Origin of the sequence: Armatimonas rosea, assembly GCF_014202505.1 — a bacterium.
GTDB classification, from domain to species: Bacteria; Armatimonadota; Armatimonadia; order Armatimonadales; family Armatimonadaceae; genus Armatimonas; species Armatimonas rosea.
Genome location: NZ_JACHGW010000002.1, coordinates 302,052 through 321,646, shown reverse-complemented (window position 1 = coordinate 321,646; position 19,595 = coordinate 302,052). Strand labels below are relative to the sequence as shown.

The window sequence follows — 19,595 nt, the reverse complement described above, 5'->3', positions numbered from 1 at the left end:
ATTGTGCCTTTAGCCACCCAGGCAGCCCGCGTAGAGGTCGCCATCGAAGAAGAGCGCCGCGTGCTCGTCGCGGGTCACCGGGGTCGCCGACGCGGCGCGGTAGTGGTACTGGAGCGCCCAGCGCCGGTGGGGCGATTGATTGGGCGGGGTTCCGTGGTGGAGCAGCGACGAGAAAAACAGGGCACCGCCGGGGGCAAGTGGGACGAGCACATCGCGCTCCACGTCGACGGCAGCATCGGCGAGCTGGCAGTCCCGCAGGTGGAAGTGGGGGCGCGCGCCTTCGGTGTGGGTGCCGGGCAGGACATGCATGCAGCCGTTCTCCGCGGTCGCCGCATCCAGCGCGATCCAGACTCCGATCACTTTCTCGGGCGGCCCCCAGGTGAAGTAGGCCATGTCCTGGTGCCAGGGCTTCTCCGTGCCGATGTGCGGCGGCTTGAGTAGCGCCATATCCTGGATCAGTACGGGAGCCTCGCCGCCCAGGAGCCGCGTGAGGAGCGCCTGGATCGCGGGGTGCTCCACTGCCAGGGACTTCAGGCGCGGCTCAAACTCGATAAAGCGAAAGAGCTTGCGGGTCGCATCGGCTTTTTGGTCGGGGGAGAAGCTCGGCCAGAGGTCTTTGATAGCCGGCTCGGGCTGGACAACCCGCTCGGCGTCGGGGACACGGAAGTAGAGCAGGTCGGCCAGCGCGGCCTTGGCGCTCTCCACCTCCGCGGGCGTCAGGACCCCCTCAACAGCCAGGAAGCCGTCGCGGTGGTAAGCGGCGATGTGCTCGTCGGTGAGCGCGGCAGGATCGGCGACAACGGGCGCGCTCTGGTCAAAGCGGTAGAGAGGGTGCATCTTTTTAGCTCCGCCCCGCTCCACGGGGCAACGATACGATACCAAACGTGAAGGGCACTTGGGGTTTCTTGCCCAGCAGGTGCAGGTCGAACCACTCCGCCATGCGCTTGGTATCGTCGGGGAGCTCCTTCCAGCCACCGTGGCCTGCGCCCTCGCGAATCCGCACCTCACAGACCGCCCCGACCTCTTGGCAGCGCTGCCAGAACCGCCGCGCCTGGGTGACCGAGACCTGCGTGTCGGAGTCGCCATGGACAATGAAGACCGGCGGCTGGGTTTTGTGTACGGCGTAGATCGGGGAGAGCAGGCGGCCCAGCGCCTCGCGCCCCTCGGGGGTCGCCGACTTCGGGCCAAACGCCGCCGCGTAGTCCGCCAGCCTGCCCACTCCGACAGCATTGTCACCATCGGCGAACCAGTTGAGGTAGTCGGTCGGGGGGTAGAGGCACGCGGCGGCCTGCACGGCGCTGCTCTCGCGCTCCACGGGATCGGTTGCGCGCGGGTCGCCGGGCTCGCCGTGGGTGGCCTGCATCAGGCTCAGGTGCCCGCCGGCGCTACTGCCCGTGATCCCAAGCGTGTTGGGGTTCACGCCAAAGCGGCGGGCGTTGGCGCGGACAAAGCGTACCGCGCGGTCGATATCCAGCACGATCTGCTCCACCCGAAAGTGCGGCTGCGAGCCATGCACCACGGTGAAGGTCGTGTAGCCAAACTCCGGCCAGCCGCCGTCGGTGATCTGCTCATGGCTCGACTTCCAGCCACCGCTGACAAGCTTGATGATCCCCGCCCCATTGGGCCGCGCCGGTTGAAAGACATCCAGAGTCAGCGCGACCCCGTCGTGCTTGGCGTAGATCAGGTCTCGGGTGCGACGAACAGGCTGCATCTCAGACAAAGAGCTCCACCTGGCTAACCAGCACCGCCTGCCCACAGAGCAAGATGCGCTCGCCACGGACACTGAGCTTGACCACGCCGCCGCGGGCGCTGGCCTGGTAGCCGATCAGCTCAGACTTGCCCAGCTTGGCCTCCCAGTACGGCCCCAGCGCGCAGTGCGCCGAGCCGGTCACGGGGTCCTCGTTCACCCCGACTGCGGGGGCAAAGAAGCGTGAGACGAAGTCAAACTCCGGCGTGTCGCTCGGTGCCGTGACAATCACCCCACGCACCGGGAGGCTCGCCAGCGCCGTGACATGGGGCTGGAGACCGCGTAGCGTGGCGGCGTCTTCGAGCTCCACCAGGTAGTCCATGTTGTTGAGCCCCACAAAGCGCGGCTCCGCTCCCAGTGCCTCCGCCAAGCCGTCGGGCGGGGAGCAAGGAGTGATCGCCTTGGTGGGAAAGTCCATCGCGATCCACTCCCCTGTGCGCGTGCAGCTCAGCCAGCCACTGAGGGTGTGAAAGTGCGCCTCGGCCTCGTGGGGCAGCGCACCTATCTGCCAGAGCGTGAAGGCGCTCGCCAGGGTGGCGTGGCCGCAGAGTGTCACCTCCGCGCCCGGTGTGAACCAGCGCAGGTGGTAGCCCCCCGACTCCAGTGGGTAGAGAAACGCCGTCTCCGAGAGGTTCAGCTCCTGCGCCACCCCCTGCATCCACGCGGCGTCCCGCGGCCCCTCCGTGACACAGACTGCGGCAGGGTTGCCACGAAACGGCTGGTCGGTGAAGGCATCGACCACGTAGAGCGTGTGGCTCACTGCGGCTTCTTTCGGGTGTGCGCCAGCAGCCAGGTGAAGAGCTCCGGGTTGTCGTAGGTCTGGGTCCAGGAGTCGTGCTGGGCCTCGGGGTAGATCGTAAACTTCACCTCCGTGGCACCGGCTTTCTTGAGCGCATCGACCATGTCCTGCGACTCCTGAATCGGGACGGTAGGGTCTTTAGCGCCATGAAAGACCCAGATCGGCGTGTTCTTCAGCGCCCGCGCTCCCTGCCGGGGCTGGCCGCCCCCGCAGATCGGGGCGATTGCGGCAAAGCGCTCGGGGTTGGCGGTCGCCCACGCCCATGTCCCGTAGCCGCCCATCGAGAGCCCGGTGAGATAGACCCGGTCTGTGTCGGTGGCGTACTTCGCCAGAACATCGTCGAGGAGCGCGTTGAGGGTCTCGACATCCCAGCCACGGCGCGGAAAGACCGGGGCCTGCGGCGAGACCACGATAAAGGGCAGGTCCTGCCCCTGCGCGATCAGCTTGGGCGGGCCGTGCACCTTCACCTTTTCGAGATCCGCCCCGCTCTCGCCCGAGCCGTGCAGAAAGACCATCACGGGCCACTTCTTCGCAGGGTCCTTGCCGTAGTCCTTGGGCAGGTAGAGCAAGTAGCCCGCCTTGAGCACCTTGGTGACACTCTTCTCCAGCGCCAGCGGCCTCTGCTGCCCCACCCCGGCCGGCTCCTGTGCCCGCGCCAGCCCGCCGCCCAGTGCCAAGAGCGCTACCAGTGCGCCCACTCCATAACGTCGCTTTGTCATTGTCGTTTCCTTAAGAGCAAGTTTCGCCATCCAAGGGCGGGTATCCTACAAAACATGAAAGAACAAACGGCCTACGTGACGGGAGCCGATCGCGGGCTAGGACTGGGCTTCACCAAGGCACTCCTAGAGCGCGGCTTTCGGGTCTTTGCGGGCGAGTACGGGCTCGATGGCGCGGGCCTCGACACGCTGGCTAAAACCCACGGCGAGCGCCTGCACCGCATCGCCCTCGATGTCTCCTGCGACCGCTCGGTGCTCCGGGCGGCGGACAAGCTCCGCGAGCACTGCGAGCACCTGGACCTGCTCATCAACAACGCCGCCATTCTAGGCGACTTCACCGGCAGCATCACCGATCCGCTGGACTTTACGCTGATGCAAGAGGTCTACAATGTCAACTCCCTGGGGCCGCTGAGAGTAGCGCAGTCGGTGTTTGGGCACCTGACACGAGGGAGCCTCAAGAAGCTCGTGAATATCTCGTCGGAGGCGGGTAGCATGGAGCAGTCGCGGCGCACGAACCGCAAGCTGCGCTACGGCTACTGCATGTCCAAGGCCGCCCTCAATGTCCAGACCGTCATTCTGGCCAACCACGCCCACGAGCACGACATCGAGAGCTATCTCTTCGATCCGGGCTGGATGCGCAGCTTCATGCACGGCACCAAGAACCTCAAGGCGACACAAGAGCCCGACGACACCGCGCAGACAATCCTCGCCACGGTGCTGGACCGCCCGCATCCCGGCTACCTCTACATGACCCACGAAGGCCAGCGCTACGACTGGTAATTTCCCAGTCCGGCTTGAGCAAAACCGGGGCAACATGCGATAAAACTATACTATGCGGTACGTGATTTTTGATGTGGAGGCGACCAGCTGGGAAGAGCAGGTCTCGCCGGAGAAAACGGAGATTTTGGAGATCGGGGCGGTGGAGCTGCCCAGCGCGAGCGCGGCGGTCTCCAGTGAGTTTGGGATGCTGGTGCGCCCGGTCGGGACACCGGCTCTGTCTAGCTACTGCCTGCGGAGCACGGGGCTGACTCAGTTTGAGGTGGATCAGGCCGACCCGTTTCCCCTGGTCTTTGCGCAGTTTCTCGCCTGGCTTGGCAAGGAGCCCTTCACGCTCTGCACCTGGGGCGACTACGACCTCGCGCAGCTACGGCGCGATGCCCAGCGGCACCGGGTGACCCTCCCGGCAAGCTTCGAGCGCTCGCTGAACCTCAAGTCCGCCTTCTCGCGCTGGCAGAACCTGCCGCCGACCGGGCTGGGGCCGGCTCTGCGCCACCTGAACCTGACCCGCGCCGGGCGTGCCCACCGCGCCCCCGACGATGCCCGCTCGGTGGCACGGATCGCGCGGCAGCTCTTGCCGACGCTTGGGAGCCCCGACAAGCGGTATACTCGCTAGCATATGCGCTACCTCTGGCTCACTCTCGGATTCCTCTGTGTGGGGCTGGGGTTTGTCGGAATTGTCGTGCCGGGCCTGCCCGCGACCGGATTCTTTGTCGCGGCGGCCTGGTGCTTCTCCAAGAGCAGCGAGAAGTTCTTAACCTGGCTCCTCAACCTGCCGATGGTCGGCCCCCTCCTCCAAGACTACCGCGCCGGGCTGGGAATGCCGCTCAGAGCCAAGTGGTTCGCGTCGGTGAGCCTCTCGCTGGCGGTGAGTATCAGCTCGCTCTTTGCCATCCGCCCGCTCTGGGGAAAGTGTGGCTGTGTCGCACTGGGGCTGATCGGCCTCTGGTACATCTGGACCCGTGTCCCGCTCCGGGAGCGAGTGCTCGCTGAGCAAGACGCCTCCCCCGAGCGATAGAGCGCTGTAATGCGCTTTATTATTGTTGACCTAGAAGCCACCTGCCGCGAGAGCGGGATGCCCCGCGAGGAGATGGAGATTATCGAGATCGGGGCGGTCGAGCTACTCTCCCCCATAGCAGAGCCCACGCGGGAGTTTAGCCGCTTTGTCCGCCCCACGCTCAACCCTGAGCTCTCCGCATTCTGCACCCAGCTCACGGGAATCTCCCAACGGGATGTCGACCGTGCTGAAGGCTTCTCCACAGTCTTCCCCGCGTTCCTCGACTGGATCGGCCCCGAGCCCTACACCCTCTGCTCCTGGGGTGCCTACGATCTGACTCAGTTTCTCCAAGACCTCGCGCGGCACGGGCTCACACCGCCGCCCGCATTTAATGCCACGCGGCACCTCAACCTCAAGAAGCGCTTCGCTGACAAGCTCGGGACACGTCCCCTCGGCATGGCCACCGCGCTTCGCCATGTCGGGCTGCCGTTGCTGGGACGGCACCACCGGGGAATCGACGATGCCTACAATATCGCGGCGCTAGCGCGGCTGATTCTATAGCCCCCTGCAACCGAGAAAAGTGTGGTAGTGTCCCAACAAAGAAGAGGACAACCAACAATGGCGATTATGACCGGGCTCTCCGGCAACGAGATGTACTGCCTGCACCAGAAGGGCTTCGCGCCCGGCGAGCTGGTGATTGGCAATAGTGTGTACTCCATGGGCTTTGTCGGCTCCGTGGGCGCGGGCTTCAAGACCATGATGGGCGGTGAGATCGAGCAGGTCACCCAGATCGTCCACGAGGGCCGCCAGACCGCGCTGGAGCGCATGGTCAAAGAGGCAGAGCACCACGGGGGCAGCGGGATCACGGGGGTCTCCAGCGAGCTCATCTGGCAGTCAGGCAATGTCGAGTTTCTCTCGATTGGCTCCTGCATCCACCACGAAGGTGCCAAGTCCGAAAAACTTGCCTTCTCCACCTCTGCGGATGGCCAGGAGCTCTACTGCCAGCTCGACTGTGGCTTCATGCCGCTGAAGTTTGTCTTTGGGAATGTGGCGTACTCAATCGGGGTCGGCGGCGGGATTGTCGGTGGCCTGCGCTCGCTGGCGCGCGGGGAGGTAAAAGAGTTCTCCGATGTCTTCAACGAGACCCGGCACCGGGCTCTCTGGCGCATCACCGAGGAGGCGCGGACAGTCGGGGCCAACGCGGTGCTGGGCATCCAGACCACGATTCTTCCGCTCAACGGCATGCAGGAGATGGTCATGGTCGGGACCGCGTCGCGCCACGCCGACCTGGACCCGCGCCACAAAGAGACCCCGATCACCAGCGACCTCACCAACGAGGAGCTCTGGAATGTCTGGCACATGGGCTACCAGCCCATCCAGCTCGTGCTGGGGGTCTCGGTCTACTCCCTCGGCTTTGTGGGGAGCTTTACATCGGCGTTCAAGTCTCTGGTGCGCGGGGAGATTCACGAGCTGAGCTCCCTGATCTACGAGGCGCGGGAGAACGCCATCACCCGCATCCGCGCCGATGCGGAGCTGGTCGGGGCCGACGATGTCGTGGGGATCAAGACCTATGTCTACAACCTGGGCAGTGGCCTGATCGAGTTCATGGCAATCGGGACGGCGGTGAAGAAAATAGACGGCACCAAGACCCTCACCGACTTCCTCCCCGCGCAGGCTGTGATCAAGGACAAGGACACGTTCTACAACGCCGCCGAGAAGACACTTGGGGCAAACCTCAACGAGAACAAGCGCTAGGCAAAGCCAGGTACAATCCGGCCATGGGAATTCCAACAAACACCTTTGGCCGGACGGGGCTGACCGTCACCAAGCTGGGCTACGGCGCCATGGAAGTGCGCGGGACGCGTATCTGGGGCGGCAGGCCTGTCACGGAGCAAGAGGCGGAGACGATCCTCAACGCGGTCCTCGACTCCGGCATCACGTTTATCGACACCGCAAACGACTACGGGCGCTCTGAGGAGTTTATCGGCAAGTACCTGGCGCATCGCCGGAGCGAGTTCGTGCTGGCGACCAAGTGCGGCTGCACCGTGGTCCACAAGGACGAGCACACCGACGAGACCCCGCATGTCTGGACACGGGAGAACCTCTTCCGGGGCCTGCACGAGAGCCTAGAGCGCATGAAGACCGACTATGTCGATGTGATGCAGCTCCACAATCCCAGTGTCGAGCAGACCGAGGCGGGCGAGCTGGTCGCGGCGCTCCAGGAGATGAAGGACCAGGGAAAAGTGCGCTGGATCGGCATTAGCTCCACCCACCCGCATATCGAGAGCTACATCGCCTCCGGGGTCTTTGATGTCTTCCAGATTCCGTACTCCGCGCTGGAGCGTGTCCACGAGGACGCCATCCAGGCCGCCGCCGACTCGGGGGCGGGCGTGATCATCCGCGGCGGTGTGGCGCGCGGCGAGCCTGGCGCGGGCCTGGGCAACACCGACCGCTGGACAACCTGGGAGAAGGCCAACCTCGACGAGCTCCTCGACGAGGGCGAGACCCGCACCCAGTGGCTCCTGCGCTTCACCAACACCCACCCGGGCATGCACACCAATATCGTGGGCACCAAGAACCCGGCCCACCTCGCCGACAACGTCCTCGCCGCCTCCCGCGGCCCGCTCAGCGCCGAGGTCTACGCGGAGGCCAAGAAGCGTCTGACAGAAGCGGTATAAGGGCATCCCTCCCCCCGGCCCCCTCCCTTCCCCTGAGACCCGACTTCGTCGGGGGGAAGGGAGGGGGAGTAGGGGGTGGGTTACGCCCCCGTTAAAATCGGCAACCAAAAAGTCAGGGGCTGCTCGGGCGTGTCGAAGGTCTCGTCGTAGCGCTCCAGCTCGGGGCCGTAGCCACGCTGGTACTCGGACTGAGGAAGCCAACTATCGTAGACCTTCATGATCGTCTCACTGAGAGTGGCGAGCGTGCAGTCGAACACGGCATAGGTCTGGGCGGGAACCTCCCAGCGCACCATGCCCTCGGGGACGGGCGCATCGGCGGCCACGGGAGCCGCCGCCAGATAGTCGATCGTCATCGTGCTGCCATCGAAGCCCACCGTCAGCCCGTAGGAGACCCCGGGCTCGCTGGCAGGCAGGTCCGCGATTGCATTGCCCCACTGCTCCCAGAACTGCGAGATCTCGCCGCTCTGCATCCCACCTTGGTACCGTGCTCCCACCACCACAAAAGCGGGGAGCTCTTGAATTCTCATTTCCATACGCGCATACTACCCGCCCCGCGCGGATTCCGGAAAACCCCAGAAACGCAGGATATAATGAACGGTTGCAATGTACGAGCTGGTTGTTGAGAGACATTTTTCCGCCGCGCACTTTCTGCCAAACTACCCGGGCCCCTGCTCCCGGCTGCATGGGCACAACTTCATCGTTCGTGTCTATGTCCGCGGGGCGCAGCTCGATGCCATGGGAATGCTGGTGGACTTTGGGGTGCTAAAAAAAGCCCTCCTCGCGCTCCTTGAGGAGCTGGACCACTACAACCTCAACGACCTTCCCGCCTTCGCCGCAGACAACCCCACCACCGAGAATGTCGCACGGTGGATCGCAGACGAGCTGGGTAAGCAAGCACTTGGGGGCGCAACCGTACACAAGGTCGAGGTCTGGGAGACCCCCGGGCAGGCCGCGGCCTACTATCCCCTGCCACCGGCAGCCTGAATCGAGAACCATGGACGAGAGAGTGCTTCCGCCCCCCATCACGCTACGTGAGCTCACCCGGATTGTCGGACGCCGCTGGCCGCTGGCGCTCTCTGTATTTTTGGTGACAGTCGCGGCGACCTTCTTTCTCACCAAGCGCATCACCCCCCTCTACGAGAGCAAGTCCCGTGTCTTGTTGGAGTCCGGCACGAGCGGCCCCGGTAGCGGCCTGGGGAGCCTGCTTGGGCTGGTCACGGGCGGCAGCAGCGGCAACGCCTCGCTCGATACCGAGATGGAGAAGATCGAGACCCAGGACTTCTACAAAAAGCTCCGCCAGCAGGCCGGTCTCGGCGAGATGGGCTTCGACGAGATCCAGTACCGCCTCCAGCTCTCCGGCGGACGCGGCGGGCAGGTGCTGATCTTCAATGCCCGCGGCTCGACCCCCGAGCAGGCACAGAAGATCGCCAACACCGCCGCGGTTCTCTATATCCAGCTCGCCCGCGACGATGCCAAGGCGCGGATCCAGCTCGACCGCAAGCACCTCCAAGACGCCGCCGCGATCGCCCGCCAAGAGAAAAACCGCGCCGAGCGCGCCCTAGAGCGCTTCAACAAAGGCATGGCCGCCTCCGACCCCACTGCCTACTTCAAGGGCCGCGCCGAGCGCACGGTGCTGGTGCGCAAGGACCTGGAAGAGGCACGCAAGCAAGAGGCCGGCCTCCAGACCCAGATCCAAGCCCAGGAAAAGCAGCTCAAGTACCTCCCCAAGGACGTTGTCTATGGCTATGGGCTCAATAAAAACCCGGTGATAGACGGCTACCGCACCGAGATCTTCGCCCTAAAGGCACAGCGCAAGGTCAAGCTCCTGGACTACCAAGAGGACAGCCCGGAGGTCCAGACCCTCGACGAAGAGATCGCGGCCAAGGAGAAGGCGGTGCAGGAGGCGCAGAAGACCGCGTTCTCCGCCGGGAGCAAGAATGTCGGGCGGAACCCGGACTTCACCAATATCCAGAGCGAGCTCCTCCGCGCCAAGACCAGCCTGACCACGGTCCGCACGACGATCAACGAGACCCAAAAGCTCCTCGATGCGCTGGAGAGAGAGCAGACCGGCCTCGCCGACAAGCAGTTCCAGTACCTAACCCTCCGCACCGCCTTCGAAGCCGCCGCCGAGGCGGATAAGACCGCCCAGACCGGCCTGATCGCCGCGACCCTCAAAGAAGCGACCGGACAGCCCAATGTGCGCGTGATCGACTGGGGACGCAAGCCCGATATCCCGCTCTCGCCCAAGCCGCTGCTCAACACGATCCTCTCGGTCTTTCTAGGGCTCTTTCTGGGAATTGGTCTCTCGCTCCTGGCGGAGTACTTCTCCAACAAGCCCGCCGCGCCCGAGCTGCCGTACTTCGACGAGCCCCTGCCGGCGCTCCCGCTGGTCGGGGGGATTCCGCTCCTGGGAACCGCGCCCACGGCCCAGACCGAGCACTTAACGGCGCGCGACGAAGACCGGCTCCGGGAGATCGGCTACTGGCTGGCCCACCGCGAGCCCGGCGAGCCGGTTCCGGTGCGCCTCCTGCTCGGGGTGCGCTCCGACAACCGCACGGCGACCCTGGCCGCACAGGTGGCGAAGGTCCTGGGACAAGACGGTGTCAAAGTGGCCCAGCTGGAGGTCGATGGCGCATCGCTGGCGGAGCTTCCCCAGCAGCTCGCGAACCTCGCCGCCGCTGGCAATGACCTGATCTTGCTCGCAGGCCCAGCGGTCTGGAATGTCCGCACGGTCAGCCCGCTGGAGCGGCTCGCGGGAGGCCTGGTCCTAGTCGCCTCGCCCGACACGCCGGTCGAGGAGAGTGTCGCGCGGGCACGGCGGCTCCTCACCAATGGCTACACCCCACGCTTCCATGGGGTGGTGGCCGCCGAGGAGCTCCCCGCGCTCGCTGCTCTGGAGGAAAAAGCATGACCCCCCTTCTCGCCACCCTCTTTCTCTTGGGAGTGCAGGCCCCCCAGCCGCCTATTCCGCCCCTCCCCAGCGCACCCCTCAGTGTCCCCACCGACTACAAGCTCGACACCGACGATGTCGTGCAGATCGAGGTGGACCGGCACGGCTACCTCAACCGAGCGGTGCGCGTCCCTATAGACGGTGCCCTGCGGATGCCACGCCTGCTCACGCCCGTCCCCGTGCGCGGCCTCACTTGTGCGGAGCTCGCCACCAAGCTCACCGAGGCGCTCCAGAAAGAGGGCAAGCTGCGCCTGCGCCCCGGCCAGGTGCAAGTGGCGCTGGTCGGCACCCGTATCCGGCGGATCTATGTCCGTGGCAACGCGACCTGGGGCCGCGATCTGGACCTCAAGAACGGCTGGCGTGTCACGGAGCTCCTCACCCTCCTCGGGGGGATTCCCCAGCCCGACCGCATCACCGTCCGCCTGCTCAACCCCAACCGCCCCGCGCCGCTTACCCTCGATATCGTGGGGATTCTCAAGAGCCCCGACCACCCGCAGAATATTCTCCTGATGGAGGGCGACACGCTCACCATGGACCAGCCGCTCCGCAAGCGCCTGTTTATCAAGGGCGAGGGGCCACGCGGCCTGCACGAGATCGACGAGCGCTTTGGGGTACGTGCTGTCCTCACCCAGTTTGGCTACACGGTCACCAATGCCTCCGGCGACCTGCGCCACGTGCTCCTCAAGCGCAAGACAGTACCCGGCGATGTGAGCTCCCCTGAGACCACCACCAAGCTCGATCTCTACGCACTCCTCACCGACGAGACCATCCCCGAGGTTCCGCTTCAGGACCTGGATACGCTCGAGATTCCCGCCTCCCAAGACTTTGTCTATGTCTGGGGTGAGCTGGGCGGCTCGCGTAAGTACCCGATCCCCCAAGACCGCAAGATGTACCTGCAAGATGTCATGGCCAATGCCAGTGTCACCACCGGTCAGGCGCGGATCGGGGCGATCAAGATCGCACGCCTTGGCCCCGATGGCAAGTACACCCTGCTGGGGGAGTTCGACTGGGGTAAGTACCTCAAGGACTTCAAGCCCGAGCGCAACCCCGAGATCAAGCCACAAGACCTTGTCTATGTTCCGTCGGTGCGCCACGCCGACCCCAACACGGTGATCAATCAAGTGGTAGGAGGGGTGCAGGGGCTCTTCTTCCTGCGCAGTATCTTCAAGCTGTGAGCGAGCCCGCCCTAGTTGTCGAGAAGGTCTCCAAGCGCTTCGCCCGGAACACGGCGCAGGGCGACCTCCGCGAGCGCTTCGCCCGGCAGCTCCGGGGGGAGAAGCAGCCCAAGGGCTCGTTTCTGGCGCTCGACGATGTCTCGTTCGTCGTGCATCCGGGCCAGCCGGTGGGGATTATCGGGCACAACGGGAGCGGCAAGTCCACGCTCCTGAAGCTCCTCACGGGAATCCTCAAGCCCACCGAGGGCACTGTCGCGGTCCATGGCCGAGTCGGGGCGCTGATCGAGGTGGGGGCGGGCTTCCATCCCGATCTCTCCGGGCGGGAGAATGTCTTCCTGGCGGGCTCTATCTTGGGCCTCTCGCGCCAGCAAGTCCACGAGCGCTACGACCGGATCGTGGATTTTGCCGGGCTCGCGGACTTCATGGAGACCCCCGTCAAGCGGTACTCATCGGGGATGTACATGCGCCTGGGCTTTGCCATTGTCGCGCACCTGGACCCGGAGATCCTACTCATTGACGAGGTCCTGGCCGTGGGGGATGCGCTCTTTCAGAACAAGTGCCTGCGCTTCCTCAAAGACTTTGTGAAGAAAGGCGGGACGGTCTGCTTTGTGAGCCACTCCCTGGGCCAGGTGGAGCTCCTCTGCGAGACCTGTGTCTGGCTGGACCATGGCAAGGCACGCTTTATCGGCCCCACCGCCGAGGCGATCGCCCACTACCACGAGGTGATCGGGGAGCGGGAGGACGCCGAGTTTGCGCGGCTCTACCCCGTGGAGTGGGAGGCGCAGCAGGAAGAGAAGCGCCGCGTGGAAGAAGAGGCACGGCAAGAGGCGGAGCGGGTGCAGCGCGAGGCCGAGGAGGCCGAGCGCGCCGAGCAAGAGCGTCTCGCTGCCCTGGAGGCCGAGCGCGCCGCCGCCGAGGCCCTCCTCCAAGCCGCGGAGGCCGAGCGCAAGCAAGACCCCAACCGCGCCCGCCTCACCCATGTCACCCTCCGCGACTCCCAAGGCGTGCCCCGCACCAGCTTTAAGTGCGGCGATCGGCTCTCCGTGGAGATCGCCTGGCGCTCGCCCAAGCCCCTCCCCGAGCCTGCGATTGGCTTTGATATTTTTGATACTAAAGACAACCAGCATCTCTTTACAACCAGCAACTACGACCATCAGATTTCTTTTGCCAAGAGCCAAGGCGAGGGCGTGCTCCACTTCACGCTCCCCTTCCTCGCCCTGCCAGCAGGGGAGTACCGTGTCCAGGTCAACCTCTACCCGGACTCCACCCAGCCCGAGTGGTCGGCGGCACCGGAGGACCAGCTCGACGATGCCGTGCGCTTTACGGTCACCCACGAGCGAGTCACCCACGGGCGGGTATTTCTCCCGGTCGAGTGGGAGCGCCCCGCGTGATGCGCTTGACACGACCTAAAATAGAGCTTACAAAGAGGCGATGATGATCAAGCGCTGGCTCACCCCCCTGCGTCAGCGGCTCTGGCGGATCGAAGAGAGCGCGATTCGGCTTCAGGAGCTGCAGACTGCCGTGGCCGCTCTGGCAAGCCAAAACGCCCAGCTCCTCGAGCAGACCGCGCAGCTCACGGCGCAGGGGGCCGAGCTACGCACCGAGCTCGCCCGCCTACACGCCCACCAGGAGGCGAGCACGACCGGCCGCCGCGCCGAGTTCGAGGCGCTTCTCCACGAGCTCAGCCAGGCACAGGCACGGGCCACTTGGGCGGAGCAGGCCGCGGCCCGGCTCCACCAGGCCTGGGATGCCGACTCCCCCACCCGCGAGGCCACCCGCACGGCGCTGGGACGGATCGAGGCGCGCCAGGTCGCCCCTCGCCCTACCACCACCCTCCACGATGCGGAGTTTCAGGTCTTCTCCCAGTTTGGCGAGGACGGCATTCTCGCCTGGCTCCTCACCCTGATCCCCCCCCGCAGCCGCTTCTTTGTGGAGTTCGGGATCGAGGACTACACCCAGAGCAACACCCGCTTTCTCCTCAGTGCGGGCTGGAGCTGGAGCGGGCTCGTGCTGGAAGGCAACCCCGAGGCGGTCGCGGCCCTGCGCCAGCAGAGCATTGCCCAGTGGCACGAGCTTGGGATCGTGGAGGCATTTATCACGCGAGAGAACATCAACTCCCTTTTAGAGGCCAACGGTGCCGCGGGAGAGATCGGGGTGCTCTCTATCGATATCGACGGCAACGACTACTGGGTCTGGGAGGCGATTACCGGCACCACGGCGGATATCGTCGTCATTGAGTTCAACTACCGCTTCGGCCCAGAGAAGGCCGTAGTGGTCCCCTACGACCCCGCGTTTGTCAAGCGCGACGCCCACCCGTCGGGCATCTACTTTGGCGCGTCGCTGGCCGCGCTCTGTGCCCTAGGGGAGCGCAAGGGCTACGCCTTTGTGGGCTGTAGCGAGAGCGGTGTCAATGCGTTTTTTGTCCGCCGCGAGCGGCTCTGCCCCCCGCTCCGCGCCCTTACCAGCACCGAGGGCTACCGCGCAGGCCGGCACGCGGAGCTCCTCCAAGACGGAGTCCCGACACATGCCTCGTTTGAGCAGCAGCACGCGCTCCTGATGGGCCTCCCGCTTATTGATCTTTCCCATGAACGAACCTGAACATCCTCTCCTCACGCGCATGCGGGATGTCGCCCGCGCTAGCCAGATAGCCCCGACCTCCCCCACCGACACGAGCACGCTGGGAGCGGGCGGTGTCGCGGGGCTCCAAGCCCCCCGCACGCCAGCGGCTCTGGAGCTTCCCAACCTCTACTTCGCCTTTCAGCTCGGGAACTGGCCCCCGCACAAGCTCCTCTTCAAGGTGCTACGCCGCGCCCTGCTCTTCCCCCTGCTGCGGCGACAGGTGCTCTTCAATCACAGCGTCCAGAATGTCCTCGAAGGCTACCGGCGCGAGCTGGACGCGGCCCATAGCTTCGCGCACCAGGCCAGCCTGCGGATCGCGGAGCTTGAGGAGCAGCTCGCCCTCCTCAAGCAAGAGCAGCAGGAGCGACCATGAGGCTCGGGATCGACCTTCAGGCCCTCCAGACCGAGGGGTCTCGTCACCGCGGGATCGGGCGCTATGTCGGAGCGCTACTAGCCGCACTTCTCGAAAGCCACCCCGAGCACGAGTATGTCTTTTTTGGCAGCGCCCACCTCCCCGCTCCCGAGCTCACGCTCACTGGGCGCGAGGTGAGGCTCCTGCCGCTAGACCTCCAGCAGCCCGCACAGGCCGAGGCCCTCTACGAAGTGGCGGTCTTGGTGGCAGGGCTCGATGCCTTCTTCCTGCCCAGCCCGATCGAGTGGGAGGGCGCGACCCTGCCCGCGTTTCACCGGCTCCCTGTACCACTTATTACAATCAGTTACGACTTAATCCCACTCTTACACGGCGAGAAGCACTTCGAGCCGGGAAGCCCCACCGAGCAGCGCTACCGCCGGATGCTGGAGAATATCGCCCACGCCGACCGCGTCTTGGCGATCTCGGAGGCGACCCGCCAGGACACGATCCGGCTCCTCAAGGTCCCCGAGCACAAGACCCACACGATCTACGCAGGGGTCGCGCCGTTCTTCTGCCCGCTGGAGGGTACAGAGCGCACTAAGTGGAGCGCGGCGCTGACGGCACGCTGGGGGCTGGGCGAGAGCTTCTTGCTCTACACCGGCGGCGATACCTGGCGCAAGAACATGGAGGGGCTGATCCGCGCCTACGCCCGCCTCTCCCCCGAGCTCCAGCGCGACTGCCCCCTGGTGCTGGCCTGCAAGCTCTCAGAACCCACCCGGAAGGAGCTGGAGGCGCTCGCGGCGGAGTGTGGGGTGGGCACGCGTGTGATCCTGACAGGGTTTGTCACCGACGACGAGCTACGGGCGCTCTATGGGCTCTGCCGCCTCTTTGTGTTTCCGTCGCTGTACGAGGGCTTTGGGCTCCCGCTGGCGGAGGCGCTGGCCTGTGGCGCTCCCTGTATCGCCGCGGATAACTCGTCGCTGCCCGAGGTGCTCCCCCTCCCCGAGGCGCTATTCGAGGGCACCGACCTTGATGCCCTGGCCATGCTCATCACCCACGGCCTCACCGACACCGCCTGGCGCACCGAGCTGGCCGCACAGTCGCTCCCGCTGGCGGGACGCTTCACCTGGGCGCTCTGTGCGGAGCGCACGGCGGCGGTGCTTGCCCTGGCACTCCCGACCCTGGGAGCCAACCCGGCCCTGCGCCGCCTCGCACCGGCACCTAAGCTCCGGGTGGGGACACTGAGCCCCTTGCCTCCCCGTGAGTCCGGGGTCGCGGACTACACCGCCGAGATCCTTCCCTATCTGGAGGCGCACTGGTCGCAGACCCTGCTGGTCAGCAACGATGCTCCCAAGCCCACTGCCCCGCTCCCCCTACAGCGCCTCTCGGGCTTGGAGCGTCGGCTTGAGAGCGGCGAGCCCCTCGACCTCCTGCTCTACCACATCGGCAACAGCCCCCACCACGCCGCCGAGTACGGCCTGATGCGCCGCTGGCCCGGGATCACGGTCCTCCACGACTACAACCTCAATGGCCTGCTGGCCTATCTGGAACACAACCCCGTCCGTGGTGTCGATGTGGCCGAAGAGCTGCGCCACCACTACGGCCCCCAGGAGGCGCTTCGCGTGGCCGCGCTCCGTGCCAGCGATCTGGGGAGCCTGCCCGCCAAGGAGCGCTTCAGCAACCGCCGCATCTTCACGCGCTCGCTCGGGGTGATCCTGCATAGCAAGTGGGCGGCGACCCGGGCGCAGCAAGAGTTTGGCAGCGACAACCCTTTTATCACCTACATCCCCATGCTGGTCGATCTCTCCACCCAGGCACCGCTCCCCACCGAGGCCGAGCGGCGGGCGCTCCGCCAGCGGCTGGGCCTGCCGGAGGACGCAAAAATCCTTCTCACGGGGGGAATCATCCATGCCACCAAGCGCAGTGTCCCCCTCCTCGATACCTTTGCGCGGCTCCAGCCTGAGCGCGGCAAGCTGCACCTGGTCTTCTTGGGACCGGATAGCGCCTTTGTGGGAGACTTTGCCAGCGAGATCAAGAAGCGCGGCCTGGGGGAGTGTGTCACGGTCACAGGCTATGTCCCCGTCCCCGCATTCTACGACTGGATCGACGCGGCGGATATCTGCCTGTGCCTGCGCTGGCCCTTTGGCGGCGAGACCTCGGGGGCGCTGGTTCGCACTCTCAGCCGGGGCCGTGCCTGCATCACCACCGATATCGGCTCCTTTGGCGAGCTCCCCGAGACCGCCGTCCACAAGCTCCCGATCCCCACGGACCCCAAGACCGAGGTGGAGCAGATCGAGGCCGCCCTGCGCCTCCTCCTCACCGACACTGCCTACCGGGAACGGCTTGCGGCGGGGGCCTACCAGGTGATCGCGACCGAGCACGACCCCGCGCAGTGCGCCGCACGCTATGTCGCCTTTGTCGAGCAGGTCCTGAGCGCCCCCGAGACCCGCCGCCGCCTGCTCGCGGATCGGGTGGGGCGACAGGCGTCACAGTGGCAGAGCGCCCTCCCTCTGGAGACTCTCCTGGAGCCCTTCGTGGACCTCTTGCGGTGACCACGGCGCTCTACCGTCTTGCCTCGGCGTGGAAGCGCCGTGGCTTCCTGCGCGACCCCGCCCAGACCAAGCTCCCGCTCGGGTGGAACGTGAGCGGGCACTTCGAGGGAGTTCGCGGGGTTGCGGCGGCCTCGGCAGCGTTTCTGGAGGCGGCCAAGGCGACCGGGCTCCCCGTGACGCTCAACCACCCCAATCCCTATGCCGTCAATCTCGTGACCCTCAACACGGACTCGGTCGAGGCGCTGGCACAGCAGCACGGCGAGAGCTACTTTGCCGGACGCTGCAATATCGGGGTGTGGTTCTGGGAGACCCCAGAGCTCCCCGACCGCCTTGTCCCCTGCCTCGCCAGGTTCCACGAGCTCTGGGTGACCAGCACGTTCTGCCGCGATGCGATCGCGCCCAAGTGCCCCTGCCCGGTCCAGCTCCTGCCCTACCCCTTCACCCCGCCCCAGCCCGATCCCCGCCTCACCCGCGCCGATTTTGCTCTCCCCGACGATGCGACACTCTTTCTGACCGCCTTTGACTACGACAGCAACGTCTACCGTAAGAACCCCGAGGGGACGCTCCAGGCGTTTGCCCAGGCCTTCGCCGACGGCGAGCGGGGGCACCTGGCCATCAAGACCCTGCACGCCGAGAACCATCCTGCCCAGGCAGAAGCGCTCCGCCGGGCCGCGACCGGCCTCCCGGTGACCTTCGTCGACCGGACGCTCACCCTCCCCGAGCAAGCGAGCCTCCTCTCCCTCTGCGATGCCTTTGTCTCGCTCCACCGTGCCGAGGGCTTTGGTCTGCATCTTTTAGAGGCGCTGGCGCTGGGCAAGCCGGTGATCGCGACCAACTGGTCGGGCAACACGGAGTTCCTGAACGCCGACAATAGCCTGCCCGTAGACTTCACGCTCAAGCCCTTGGAGAAGACTCTCTATCCCTACGAAGCCGGGCAGCTCTGGGCCGAGCCGGATCTCGAGCACGCCGCGCGTCGCCTGCGCTCTGTCTACGACTTCCACGAGGCCGCCCAAGCCCTCGGCGAGAAGGCAAGGGGCAGCATCGAGCGCCATAGAGTCGTCCACACCGCCGCCGCGATGCGTGCACGCCTGGAGGCACTGGGCCTGTGCTAGCGGTGATTGTCCTCAACTGGAACGGCGGCGACGATACCAAGCGCTGCCTGGAGAGCCTCGCGGCCTCGACTCTCCCGCACCGGGTCTACCTCGTGGACAACGGCTCCACCGATGGCTCCCTCGAGACGCTCACCGCCGACGTGGTGATCCGCAACGGGCGCAACCTGGGCTTCGCCGGCGGGTGCAATGTCGGTGCCAAACAAGCCCTCGCCGACGGTGCCACTCACCTCTTCTTCCTCAACAACGACGCCACCCTTGCCGCCGATACGCTAGAAAAGCTCCACGCCGCCCTCACTGACGATGTTGTGGCGGTCTCGCCGCGGATTGGATCCCTCCCGGCATCCCTCCCCAGGTTGACATCCCTCCCCCCGGCCCCCTCCCTTCCCCTGAAACCCGACTTCGTCGGGGGGAAGGGAGGGGGAGTCAGAGGGGGTGGCACTCCCCCGCCTCGTTCCTCGGCACCCCCTCTCCTCCCGCGGAACGCGGAACCAGAGGGAGAGGGGGTCGGCCAGAGCGAGGAACGAGCGGAGGCCGGGGGGAGTGCCCAGGAGAGTGCCCTCCCCCTCTGGTTCGAGCGCGGCCAGCTCACGCTCCACGAGTTCGTCATCGCACGCCACGTTACAGGTCCCGGCCCCACCGACTTCTGCTCGGGTTGCGCTCTGCTGGTCCGTGCCACCGATTTTGAGCGCGTCGGGGGCTTCGACGAAGCCCTCTTTGCCTACTACGAGGATATCGACCTGTGCCTCAAGCTAAACGGAAAGTGCCTCGTTGTCCCTGACGCGCCCGCCTGGCACAAGGGCAGTGCGTCCACGGGCGGCTCTGAGTCTCCACGCTCGCTGTTCTACACCTTCCGCAACTCCCGCACGGTCGCGCTGCGCCACGGCTCCGCGGAGCAAAAACAGCAGTACACACGCACCTGGCTCCGGCAAGGGCTCTGGCTCGCCTCGTTTGTGGGGGGGCGCTCCAGAGACGCCGGAGCCGCCGCGCTTCTCGGCATGCTCTGCGCCCGCCTCAAGCCCTCGGGGGAACTCCCCCCTTTCCCCCTCTGGCTCCTCTGGCCGCTGGCGATCCTCAACCAAAAGCTCCCCCGCCGGGATCGGATGGCGATATAATTCGACAAG

The 19,595-nt window shown here is 65.7% G+C and carries 20 protein-coding genes; 15 read left to right on the top strand and 5 right to left on the bottom strand.

Annotated features, from left to right (window positions below; translation table 11 throughout):
* Nucleotides 1–9: 9 nt before the first annotated feature.
* Genes HNQ39_RS09370 through HNQ39_RS09355 form a run of 4 tightly spaced genes read right to left on the bottom strand, consistent with a single transcriptional unit; the run spans nt 10 to nt 3,265 of the window.
* Complete coding sequence (locus HNQ39_RS09370; RefSeq protein ID WP_184194399.1) at nt 10–837, bottom strand: phytanoyl-CoA dioxygenase family protein; 828 nt, start codon at nt 835–837, stop codon at nt 10–12.
* A gap of 4 nt (nt 838–841) precedes the next feature.
* Complete coding sequence (locus tag HNQ39_RS09365; protein ID WP_184194397.1) at nt 842–1,711, bottom strand: alpha/beta hydrolase; 870 nt, start codon at nt 1,709–1,711, stop codon at nt 842–844.
* A gap of 1 nt (nt 1,712) precedes the next feature.
* A complete protein-coding gene (locus HNQ39_RS09360; protein WP_184194394.1) occupies nt 1,713–2,507 on the bottom strand; it encodes a PhzF family phenazine biosynthesis isomerase in 795 nt (264 codons plus the stop codon).
* The gene (locus tag HNQ39_RS09355; protein ID WP_184194391.1) at nt 2,504–3,265 is read right to left on the bottom strand and encodes a carboxylesterase family protein; all 762 of its coding nucleotides are present in this window, start codon (nt 3,263–3,265) and stop codon (nt 2,504–2,506) included. The genes HNQ39_RS09360 and HNQ39_RS09355 overlap by 4 nt, the downstream gene beginning before the upstream one ends.
* 54 nt (nt 3,266–3,319) lie before the next feature.
* On the opposite strand from HNQ39_RS09355, the gene HNQ39_RS09350 reads away from it, so the two are divergent.
* Genes HNQ39_RS09350 through HNQ39_RS09325 form a run of 6 tightly spaced genes read left to right on the top strand, consistent with a single transcriptional unit; the run spans nt 3,320 to nt 7,714 of the window.
* Nucleotides 3,320–4,042: an SDR family NAD(P)-dependent oxidoreductase gene (locus tag HNQ39_RS09350; protein ID WP_184194387.1), complete on the top strand. Its 723-nt coding sequence runs from the start codon at nt 3,320–3,322 to the stop codon at nt 4,040–4,042.
* Between the two features lie 52 nt (nt 4,043–4,094).
* Nucleotides 4,095–4,655, top strand: a complete 561-nt coding sequence (locus HNQ39_RS09345; RefSeq protein WP_184194384.1) for a 3'-5' exonuclease — start codon at nt 4,095–4,097, stop codon at nt 4,653–4,655.
* 3 nt (nt 4,656–4,658) lie between these two features.
* Nucleotides 4,659–5,057 carry a YbaN family protein gene (locus HNQ39_RS09340; protein ID WP_184194381.1) on the top strand — a complete coding sequence of 133 codons (399 nt, stop codon included), beginning with the start codon at nt 4,659–4,661 and terminating at the stop codon, nt 5,055–5,057.
* 9 nt (nt 5,058–5,066) lie between these two features.
* Nucleotides 5,067–5,597: a 3'-5' exonuclease gene (locus HNQ39_RS09335; protein WP_184194378.1), complete on the top strand. Its 531-nt coding sequence runs from the start codon at nt 5,067–5,069 to the stop codon at nt 5,595–5,597.
* A 57-nt stretch (nt 5,598–5,654) separates the two neighbouring features.
* Nucleotides 5,655–6,791, top strand: a complete 1,137-nt coding sequence (locus HNQ39_RS09330; protein ID WP_184194375.1) for a heavy metal-binding domain-containing protein — start codon at nt 5,655–5,657, stop codon at nt 6,789–6,791.
* Nucleotides 6,792–6,814: 23 nt separating this feature from the next.
* Nucleotides 6,815–7,714 carry an aldo/keto reductase gene (locus tag HNQ39_RS09325; protein WP_184194372.1) on the top strand — a complete coding sequence of 300 codons (900 nt, stop codon included), beginning with the start codon at nt 6,815–6,817 and terminating at the stop codon, nt 7,712–7,714.
* 80 nt (nt 7,715–7,794) lie between these two features.
* Here the strand turns inward: HNQ39_RS09325 and HNQ39_RS09320 are convergent, their stop codons facing one another.
* Nucleotides 7,795–8,247 carry a GyrI-like domain-containing protein gene (locus HNQ39_RS09320; protein WP_184194369.1) on the bottom strand — a complete coding sequence of 151 codons (453 nt, stop codon included), beginning with the start codon at nt 8,245–8,247 and terminating at the stop codon, nt 7,795–7,797.
* 70 nt (nt 8,248–8,317) lie between these two features.
* On the opposite strand from HNQ39_RS09320, the gene queD reads away from it, so the two are divergent.
* Genes queD through HNQ39_RS09275 form a run of 9 tightly spaced genes read left to right on the top strand, consistent with a single transcriptional unit; the run spans nt 8,318 to nt 19,586 of the window.
* On the top strand, nt 8,318–8,698 hold the full coding sequence (gene queD, locus HNQ39_RS09315; RefSeq protein ID WP_184194366.1) for a 6-carboxytetrahydropterin synthase QueD: 381 nt from the start codon (nt 8,318–8,320) through the stop codon (nt 8,696–8,698).
* A 10-nt stretch (nt 8,699–8,708) separates the two neighbouring features.
* Nucleotides 8,709–10,625, top strand: a complete 1,917-nt coding sequence (locus HNQ39_RS09310) for a GumC family protein (protein WP_184194363.1) — start codon at nt 8,709–8,711, stop codon at nt 10,623–10,625.
* Complete coding sequence (locus HNQ39_RS09305; protein ID WP_184194359.1) at nt 10,622–11,839, top strand: polysaccharide biosynthesis/export family protein; 1,218 nt, start codon at nt 10,622–10,624, stop codon at nt 11,837–11,839. The genes HNQ39_RS09310 and HNQ39_RS09305 overlap by 4 nt, the downstream gene beginning before the upstream one ends.
* Nucleotides 11,836–13,230, top strand: a complete 1,395-nt coding sequence (locus tag HNQ39_RS09300; RefSeq protein ID WP_184194356.1) for an ATP-binding cassette domain-containing protein — start codon at nt 11,836–11,838, stop codon at nt 13,228–13,230. The genes HNQ39_RS09305 and HNQ39_RS09300 overlap by 4 nt, the downstream gene beginning before the upstream one ends.
* A 40-nt stretch (nt 13,231–13,270) precedes the next feature.
* Nucleotides 13,271–14,437 carry a hypothetical protein gene (locus HNQ39_RS09295; protein WP_184194353.1) on the top strand — a complete coding sequence of 389 codons (1,167 nt, stop codon included), beginning with the start codon at nt 13,271–13,273 and terminating at the stop codon, nt 14,435–14,437.
* The gene (locus HNQ39_RS09290) at nt 14,424–14,831 is read left to right on the top strand and encodes a hypothetical protein (RefSeq protein WP_184194350.1); all 408 of its coding nucleotides are present in this window, start codon (nt 14,424–14,426) and stop codon (nt 14,829–14,831) included. The genes HNQ39_RS09295 and HNQ39_RS09290 overlap by 14 nt, the downstream gene beginning before the upstream one ends.
* Nucleotides 14,828–17,362, top strand: coding sequence for a glycosyltransferase (locus tag HNQ39_RS09285; RefSeq protein ID WP_184194347.1), 2,535 nt, complete (start codon nt 14,828–14,830; stop codon nt 17,360–17,362). The genes HNQ39_RS09290 and HNQ39_RS09285 overlap by 4 nt, the downstream gene beginning before the upstream one ends.
* A complete protein-coding gene (locus HNQ39_RS30535; RefSeq protein ID WP_184194344.1) occupies nt 17,359–18,474 on the top strand; it encodes a glycosyltransferase in 1,116 nt (371 codons plus the stop codon). Before HNQ39_RS09285 ends, HNQ39_RS30535 begins: the two co-directional genes overlap by 4 nt.
* Nucleotides 18,468–19,586, top strand: coding sequence for a glycosyltransferase (locus HNQ39_RS09275; protein WP_184194341.1), 1,119 nt, complete (start codon nt 18,468–18,470; stop codon nt 19,584–19,586). Before HNQ39_RS30535 ends, HNQ39_RS09275 begins: the two co-directional genes overlap by 7 nt.
* Nucleotides 19,587–19,595: the final 9 nt, after the last annotated feature.

What these genes read in the sequence shown, in the direction of transcription:
- HNQ39_RS09370 (WP_184194399.1), bottom strand. Translation starts at nt 837, where the DNA reads ATGCACCCTCTCTACCGCTTTGACCAGAGCGCGCCCGTTGTCGCCGAT.
- HNQ39_RS09365 (WP_184194397.1), bottom strand. Translation starts at nt 1,711, where the DNA reads ATGCAGCCTGTTCGTCGCACCCGAGACCTGATCTACGCCAAGCACGAC.
- HNQ39_RS09355 (WP_184194391.1), bottom strand. Translation starts at nt 3,265, where the DNA reads ATGACAAAGCGACGTTATGGAGTGGGCGCACTGGTAGCGCTCTTGGCA.
- HNQ39_RS09350 (WP_184194387.1), top strand. Translation starts at nt 3,320, where the DNA reads ATGAAAGAACAAACGGCCTACGTGACGGGAGCCGATCGCGGGCTAGGA.
- HNQ39_RS09345 (WP_184194384.1), top strand. Translation starts at nt 4,095, where the DNA reads ATGCGGTACGTGATTTTTGATGTGGAGGCGACCAGCTGGGAAGAGCAG.
- HNQ39_RS09340 (WP_184194381.1), top strand. Translation starts at nt 4,659, where the DNA reads ATGCGCTACCTCTGGCTCACTCTCGGATTCCTCTGTGTGGGGCTGGGG.
- HNQ39_RS09335 (WP_184194378.1), top strand. Translation starts at nt 5,067, where the DNA reads ATGCGCTTTATTATTGTTGACCTAGAAGCCACCTGCCGCGAGAGCGGG.
- HNQ39_RS09330 (WP_184194375.1), top strand. Translation starts at nt 5,655, where the DNA reads ATGGCGATTATGACCGGGCTCTCCGGCAACGAGATGTACTGCCTGCAC.
- HNQ39_RS09325 (WP_184194372.1), top strand. Translation starts at nt 6,815, where the DNA reads ATGGGAATTCCAACAAACACCTTTGGCCGGACGGGGCTGACCGTCACC.
- HNQ39_RS09320 (WP_184194369.1), bottom strand. Translation starts at nt 8,247, where the DNA reads ATGGAAATGAGAATTCAAGAGCTCCCCGCTTTTGTGGTGGTGGGAGCA.
- queD (WP_184194366.1), top strand. Translation starts at nt 8,318, where the DNA reads ATGTACGAGCTGGTTGTTGAGAGACATTTTTCCGCCGCGCACTTTCTG.
- HNQ39_RS09310 (WP_184194363.1), top strand. Translation starts at nt 8,709, where the DNA reads ATGGACGAGAGAGTGCTTCCGCCCCCCATCACGCTACGTGAGCTCACC.
- HNQ39_RS09305 (WP_184194359.1), top strand. Translation starts at nt 10,622, where the DNA reads ATGACCCCCCTTCTCGCCACCCTCTTTCTCTTGGGAGTGCAGGCCCCC.
- HNQ39_RS09295 (WP_184194353.1), top strand. Translation starts at nt 13,271, where the DNA reads ATGATGATCAAGCGCTGGCTCACCCCCCTGCGTCAGCGGCTCTGGCGG.
- HNQ39_RS09290 (WP_184194350.1), top strand. Translation starts at nt 14,424, where the DNA reads ATGAACGAACCTGAACATCCTCTCCTCACGCGCATGCGGGATGTCGCC.
- HNQ39_RS09285 (WP_184194347.1), top strand. Translation starts at nt 14,828, where the DNA reads ATGAGGCTCGGGATCGACCTTCAGGCCCTCCAGACCGAGGGGTCTCGT.